Source organism: Methylobacterium sp. WL116 (genome assembly GCF_008039455.1).
GTDB lineage: Bacteria > Pseudomonadota > Alphaproteobacteria > Rhizobiales > Beijerinckiaceae > Methylobacterium.
In genome coordinates this window covers 1-7,124 of sequence record NZ_VRUV01000229.1, presented here as the reverse complement: position 1 = coordinate 7,124, position 7,124 = coordinate 1, and the positions used below count along the sequence as shown (strand labels likewise).

At 70.0% G+C, this 7,124-nt stretch carries 5 protein-coding genes and 1 pseudogene; all 6 read right to left on the bottom strand.

Features of this window, described 5'->3' with window-relative positions; genetic code table 11:
• Positions 1 to 279: pseudogene (locus tag FV223_RS16305) on the bottom strand (hypothetical protein); the annotation flags it as partial.
• A gap of 8 nt (positions 280 to 287) precedes the next feature.
• Complete coding sequence (gene lpxA / locus FV223_RS16300) at positions 288 to 1,106, bottom strand: acyl-ACP--UDP-N-acetylglucosamine O-acyltransferase (RefSeq protein ID WP_147728018.1); 819 nt, start codon at positions 1,104 to 1,106, stop codon at positions 288 to 290.
• On the bottom strand, positions 1,103 to 1,567 hold the full coding sequence (gene fabZ / locus FV223_RS16295; RefSeq protein ID WP_147728017.1) for a 3-hydroxyacyl-ACP dehydratase FabZ: 465 nt from the start codon (positions 1,565 to 1,567) through the stop codon (positions 1,103 to 1,105). Before fabZ ends, lpxA begins: the two co-directional genes overlap by 4 nt.
• Before the next feature lie 134 nt (positions 1,568 to 1,701).
• Entirely contained in the window at positions 1,702 to 2,760 is a 1,059-nt protein-coding gene (gene lpxD, locus FV223_RS16290; protein WP_147728016.1) for a UDP-3-O-(3-hydroxymyristoyl)glucosamine N-acyltransferase, read from the bottom strand.
• A gap of 57 nt (positions 2,761 to 2,817) precedes the next feature.
• Entirely contained in the window at positions 2,818 to 5,379 is a 2,562-nt protein-coding gene (gene bamA / locus FV223_RS16285) for an outer membrane protein assembly factor BamA (RefSeq protein ID WP_147728015.1), read from the bottom strand.
• Between the two features lie 423 nt (positions 5,380 to 5,802).
• A complete protein-coding gene (locus FV223_RS16280; protein ID WP_147728014.1) occupies positions 5,803 to 6,957 on the bottom strand; it encodes an RIP metalloprotease in 1,155 nt (384 codons plus the stop codon).
• Positions 6,958 to 7,124 lie beyond the last annotated feature (167 nt).

Sequence of the window (7,124 nt, the reverse complement as noted above, 5' to 3'; positions counted from 1 at the left end):
ACATCGGCGAGACCCTGCGCAACCTAGCGGGCTGGGGGCCCCCACCGAGGTGGCCCGCCCCCAGCCCGCGAGGATGCGCAGGGTCTCGCCGATGTCGAGGAGGTCGACGGTGGCGTCGGCCCGCGCGCGCAAGGGGCGGTCGGTGAACCCGCGCAGCGCCAGCACCTTGAAGGCGCGGCCGGCACGGTCGAGGGAGTGGGCGACCTGCTCGGGCAGGCGCCCGGCGCCCGCGACCAGCACCAGCCTCGCGTCCTCCCGTGCGGGCCGAGGAGCCGACATCGGCGGCCTCAGGCGCCGCCGCCGGAAGCCGCCGTCTCGCGCGGCGTGCAGATCGAGCGCTTGCCGCCGGCGCGGATGAAATCGAGGATCTCGCGCACCGCCGGGTGGCTCTCGAATTCCGAGGCCACGTCCTCGACCCGCTCCATCAGCGTCCCCTCGGGGGCGAAGAGCAGGCGGTAGGCGCGGCGCAGCGCATGGATGTCCTCGCGCGCGAAGCCCCGGCGCTGCAGGCCGACGATGTTGAGGCCGGCGAGGTAGGCGCGGTTGCCGAGCACCATGCCGTAGGGGATGCAGTCGTTCTCCAGCCCCGACAGGCCGCCGACGAAGGCGTGCGCGCCGACGCGGGCGAACTGGATCACCGCCGCGCCGCCGCCGAGAATGGCGTAGTCGCCGACGCTGCAATGGCCGGCCAGCATGACGTTGTTGGAGAAGATCACCCCGCTGCCGACGTGGCAATCATGCCCGACATGGGCGTTGGCGAGGAAGGCGCACTTGTCGCCGACCACCGTCTCCAGGCCGCCGCCCGCGGTGCCGGGGTTCATGGTGACGCCCTCGCGGATCAGGCAGTCGGCGCCGATCCGCAGCGTCGAGGGCTCGCCCTTGTATTTCAGGTCCTGCGGCGGGTGGCCGATCGAGGCGAAGGGATAGATCCGGGTGCGGGCGCCGATGCGGGTGTCGCCCGCGACGACCGCGTGGCTGACGAGCTCGCAATCGACGCCGAGCACCACCTGCGGGCCGACATGGCAGAACGGGCCGATGCGGCAGCCGTCGCCGATCTCGGCGCCGTCCTCGACGATCGCGCTCGGATGGATCGCGGGCGCGCTCACGCCGTCACCAGCATGGCCCCGATCTCGGCCTCCGCCACGAGGGCGCCGTCGACGCGCGCCTCTCCGCGGAACCACCACATCGTCTTGCGGTGGTTGGTCTTCGTCATGTGGAAGCGGACCTGGTCGCCCGGCACCACCGGCTTGCGGAACTTGCACTTGTCGATCGTCATGAAGAACACCTGCTTGGTCTGCACGTTGCTCTGCATGATGTGCCGGCAGCAGATCGCGCCCGCCGTCTGGGCCATGCCCTCGATCAGCAGCACGCCGGGAAACACCGGCATGTTCGGGAAATGCCCGGTGAATTGCGGCTCGTTGACGGTGACGTTCTTGATCCCGATGCAGCTCTCGTCGCCGTCGATCTCGATGATCCGGTCGATCATCAGGAACGGGTAGCGGTGCGGCAGCAGCTCGAGCACCTTCTGGATGTCGGCCGAGCCGAGTTCACGCGCCGTCTCACTCATCGATCTCTTCGATCCTCGCCTCGACGCCGCGCATCCGCGCACGCCCGTCGTCACCGATCCCCGTCCTTTCGACCCAAACGGCGCCCCGACGCAAGCGCGGCGGGCGCACGGGCCGGATCGATCGGCCCTTTCGATCAGCCCTTGTCCGCCGGCTCGTCCCGGCCCGAGCGCTCGGCCAGGCGGGCGAGCGTCGTCAGCTCGCGAAACCAGGCGCGGACCGGCTTGGCCGGCGTGCCGCCCCAGCGGCTGCCGGGCGGCACGTCGCGGTTGACGTTGGAGGAGCCGGCGATCTGCGAGCCGCGGCCGATGCGCAGATGGCCGACGACGCCGACCTGCCCGCCGAGCACGACGTAGTCCTCGAGCGTCGTCGAGCCGGAGATGCCGACGCCCGAGACGATCACGCAGTGGCGGCCGATCACCACGTTGTGGGCGATCTGCACGAGGTTGTCGATCTTGGTGCCCTCGCCGATCACCGTGTCGCGCGAGGCGCCGCGGTCCACCGTGGTGTTGGCGCCGATCTCGACGTCGTCCTGCACGATGACGCGGCCGACCTGCGGCACCTTGAGGTGGGTCGCCCCCATGTGGAAGCCGAACCCGTCCTGGCCGATCCGGGCGCCGGGATGGACGATGACGCGGTTGCCGACGAGCGCATGGCTCAGGGTGGCGCCGGCGCCGATCGCGCAGTCCCGCCCGATCCGCACGTTGGGTCCGATGCCGGCGCCGGGGCCGATCACCGTGCCCGCGCCGATCTCGGCGCCGGGGCCGACGACGGCGCCGGGATCGACCGTGACGCCGTCCTCGAGGCGCGCATCGGGGTGGACGTGGGCGCCGGGCGCGATGCCGCGGGCGCCGAACTGCGAGCCCGGGCGAAGAGCATCCGGGTGCAGCCGGCCGAGCAGCACCGCGTAGACGCGGTAGGGATCGCGCAGGACGAGGCTCGCGGTGCCGGCGGGCACGCGCGCTGAAAAGCGCGGGGCGACGAGGCAGATGCCGGCCCGGGTCGCGGCGAGCGCGTCGCCGTAGCGGGCGTTGTCCATGTAGGCGAGGTCGCGCGGCCCCGCGGTCTCGAGCGGCGCGGCGCCGTCGATCCGGTGCGCCGGATCGAAGCCCTCGGGCACGGGCAGGCCGGCCGCCTCGGCGACGAGGCCGAGGGTGAGACCGGGCTGCGGGATGAAGAAGACGGGATCAGGCATGCACGACAACGCGCCGCCCCGGGAAACCCGAGGCGGCGCGCGACCTTTTTTCTCGGATCAGAACCGCGAGCCGCCGGAGAAGCGGAACGCCTGCGTCTGGTCCGCGCCGATGTGGCCGTACTTGCCGAGCGTCGGGACGAACACCTTCAGACCCTCGTCCTTGCTCAGGGCGTAGGCGTAGTCGAAGCGGATCGGGCCGAGCGGCGAGTTCCACAGGATCGAGGCGCCGACCGACGAGCGGATGACGGCCTTGTCGCGGACGTTCACACATTCCGGCTCGACGCCGATGTTGAAGGCGTTGAAGTTGCACGCGCCGCCGGGCGCGGTGCCGTTGATGAAGTTGTCGCCGTTCACGTCGAACGTGGTGCGGCCGTGATAGCCGAACAGCGTGCCGGCGTCGGCGAAGACCGCGCCCTTAAGGCCGAGATCGCGCGGCACGTAGGGGAGCGGGAACTGGATCTCGAGGGTGCCGCCGACGTAGGTCGAGCCGCCGATGGCGTTGGAGCGGGCGTCGGTGGTGCCGACGTCGCGCGGGCCGATGCCGTTGGGAGCGAAGCCGCGGACCAGCGACGGCCCGAGGAAGAACTGGTCGGTGATGCGCAGCGGGTTGCTGTCCAGCGCCTCGATGTGGCCGCCCTGGAGGCGGACGAAGCCGACGACGTCCTCGTAGAGTTCCTTGTAGTACCGGGCGTCGCCGGTGACGCGGAAGAACTTCGAGTCGCCGCCGAGGCCCGCGACGTCGGGCTTCAGCTCGGCGTAGAGGCCGTTGCGGGGCGCGCCGATGACGTCCAGCGTCGAGTAGGCGAGCGTCAGGCCGGCGAGCGAGGTGAGCGTGTTGCCCTGGGAGCCCTTGATCGCGATCGAGGCCTCGCCGTTGTAGGCACAGGCCGGGTACTGGGCCAGCCCGCTGACGTCGCGGCCGTTGAGCTGCGCGCCGTTCGGGTAGACGCTGGTGATGCCCGGGATCGGGTTCGAGCAGTCGTTGTAGGGCTGCTTGATCGAGTTCGGGACCTTCAGCTCGGTGTTGTAGAGCGAGTAGCGCAGGGTCACGCCGAAGGCTTCGGTCACCGGCAGGCCGATACGGAGCTGGCCGCCGTAGACGGTGGTCTCGTAGCGCGAGTACCGGGTCAGGTCGCTGTACTTGTAGAACGCGTCGAAGCCGGCCGCGAGGCGGTAGCCGAGGAAGTACGGCTCGGTGAACGAGAAGTCGACGCCGCGCGAGTACTGGCCGCCGGTCCCGGCGACGCGGACGTACTGGCCGCGACCGAGGAAGTTCGACTCGGAGACCGAGACCTCGCCGATGATGCCGTCCTGGGTGGAGTAGCCGCCCGCCACCGAGAACGAGCCCGTGGGCTGATCCTCGACGTCGATGTTGATCACGACGCGGTCGGGCGAGGAGCCGGGCTCGTTCGAGAAGCGGACCTTCTTGAAGAAGCCGAGGCCGTTCAGGCGGCGCTCGGCGCGGTCGGTCAGCACGCGGTTGTAGGCGTCGCCCTCAGCGATATCGAGCTCGCGGCGGATGACGTAGTCGCGGGTGCGGGTGTTGCCGCGGATGTTGATGCGCTCGACGTAGACGCGCGGGCCGTCCTCGACGACGAAGCCGAGGGAGACCTGATGGGTCGCGCGGTCGCGCTGGCCGGTCGGGCGGACCTGGGCGAAGGGATAGCCGGCCCGGGCGACGTCGTTGGTCAGGCCCGACAGGGTCTTCTCGACGTCCTCGGCGTTGTAGACGTCGCCGACCGTGGTGCGGATCTCGCCGTCGAGGTTCTTCGTGTCGAGGCCCGGCAGGCGGGAATCCACCGCCACGGCGCCGACCGTGTACTGCTCGCCCTCCTCGACCGTGACCGTGATCACCCAGCCGTTGGCGTCCGGGCCCTCGACGTAGCGGGCGTCGGCGTTGACGATGCGGAAGTCGGCGTAGCCCTTGCGCAGGTAGTAGCGGCGGACGAGGTCGAGATCGTTGGCGATGCGATCGGGATCGTAGACGTCGGAGGTCTTGATGAACGACAGGAAGTTCATCTCGGACGAGGAGACCAGCCCCTTCAGCGTCCGCTCGCTCACGGCGTTGTTGCCGACGAAGGTGATCGACACGATGCCGGTCTTATCGCCCTCGTCGATCTGGTAGATCACGTCGATCGAGCCGTTGGGCAGGTCGACGGTGCGGTAGGTGACCTTGGCGGTCCCGCGGCCGGCGCGGCGGTAGACTTCCTTGATCCGCGCCATGTCGGACTTGATCACGGCCTCGTTGAAGGCGCCGCGGGCCTTGGCCTCGACCTGCCCTTCGAGCGTGGCCTTCTCGATCTTCTTGTTGCCCTCGAACACGACCCGGTTGATCAGGTTGTTCTCGCGGACCGTCACGACGGTGCGGCCGCCGCTGGCGGCGACCTTCACGTCCGCGAACATGCCGCTGGCGAGCAGGTTGCGGCGGGCTTCCTCGGCGGAGCCCGATGCGGTGCCGGTGACGTAGGAACGGATGGTGTCGGCATCGACGCGGCGGTTGCCCTGAACGACGATCTGCTGGGCCTGCGCGACCCCGGTCAGCGCAATGCCCGCCGCGGCGGCTAGGACGATGGTCCGCTTCACCGACTTGCGCCGGTGCTTCCCCGTCATCGACATCATCTATTCGCCCGTCTGTCTTATCATCGGATCGGGTTCGCACCCGCCACGAGCGACCGTTGACCGGCCGTCCCGTAATACCTGGTCCAAGCGTAGCTCTTAGCGGGATTCCCCTGCCAAGCAAACGGCGCGGGGGGTCCTACGACCGGGATTTTGGGGGCCGTGGCCTTCAGGCCACTTAACGCACCCGCAAAGTTCCCATCCATTTCGTCGCAGGGTAAACAAACGGTAAATCCCTGTCCCGACACGGAAATCCCGAGCCGTGCCGGATCTGGGAAACGTCTTCGTAACCCTTCCACGGCCTCCCGTCAGGGGACTCGCCGGGGGCCGGTCAGGCGCCGCCGGAGGCCGCCGCGCGCGCAATCGCGGCGGGATTGCGGCGACCGCCTCGTGGGCGGCGCGCGGGGACCGAGCGCGGTGCCGCGCTCAGGTCGCGCGCCAGGAGGCGCCGAGGTTCAGGATGTCGTTCCAGGCCGCGAAGATCATCAGCACCAGCACGAGGGCGAGCCCGACGCGGAAGCCGATCTCCTGGGCGCGCTCGCTCAAGGGGCGGCCGCGCACCACCTCGAAGGCGTAGAACAGCAGGTGGCCGCCATCGAGCAGCGGCACCGGGAACAGGTTGAGCAGACCGATCGAGACCGAGAGCAGCGCGATCAGCCCGATCAGCGCACCGATGCCGCCGACCTTGGCGACCTCGCCGGAGACGCGGGCGATGCCGATCGGCCCGGAGAGCTGGTCGGCGGATTCGCGGCCGGTCACCAGCTTGCCGAGGTAGGAGAAGGTGCGCTCGACCACGAACACCGTCTCGTGCACGCCGAGGCCGAGGGAGGCGACCGGGCCGTAGGTGACCAGCTTCGCCTCGGAGGCGGCCGGCGAGCGGATGCCGAGGCGCCCGATGCGGTGGCGGCCGAACTTGGTGCTCTCCTCGTAAACCGACGGCGTCGCGACGATCGGCACGTCGGCCCCGGCCCGCTCGACGACGAAGTTCAGCGGCGTTCCGGCGCTGCCGGTGACGATGCGGTACATCGTGTTGAAATCGGGGATCGGCTCGCCGTCGATGCTCTTCACGAGGTCGCCGGTCTGGAAGCCGGCCTGCGCCGCCGCGCTGCTGGGATCGATCGCCGAGACCCGGGCCGGCAGCTCGAGACGGCCGCCGAGCCAGATCGCGCCGGCGAACAGCAGGATCGCGAGGATGAAGTTCGCCACCGGGCCGGCGACGACGATCGCCGCGCGCTTGGCCACCGGCTGGGTCGGGAAGCTGATCGCCCGCTCCTGCGGCGTCATCCGCGCGATGGTGTCGGCATCCGGAATGCTGGCGCCGTTGGCGTCGCCGTGGAACTTGACGTACCCGCCGAGCGGGATCGCGCAGAGCTTCCAGCGGGTGCCGTGGCGGTCGTTGAAGCCGACGAGCTCCGGCCCGAAGCCGATCGAGAACGCGTGGACGCCGACGCCGCACCAGCGGCCGACGAGGAAGTGCCCCATCTCGTGGACGAAGACCACGACGGTCAGCACGAACAGGAACGGGATCACCGCACCGAAGAAGCCGGTGGCCGTGCCGCCCATCGCGGTCAGGAAATCCATGCGTCGATCCTCGGGCCGCGATCGGGCCTTGCACTCCGCTCTAGCAGATCGGGGCGGTGGTGATCCAACGCAAACCTGCGCCGACGAAACGCCAGCGTGGCACGAGCGCGCGGCGGCGGCGATGCGGGCGCGGCGCGAACCCGCCTTTTCCCCGCTATCCCCCCGCC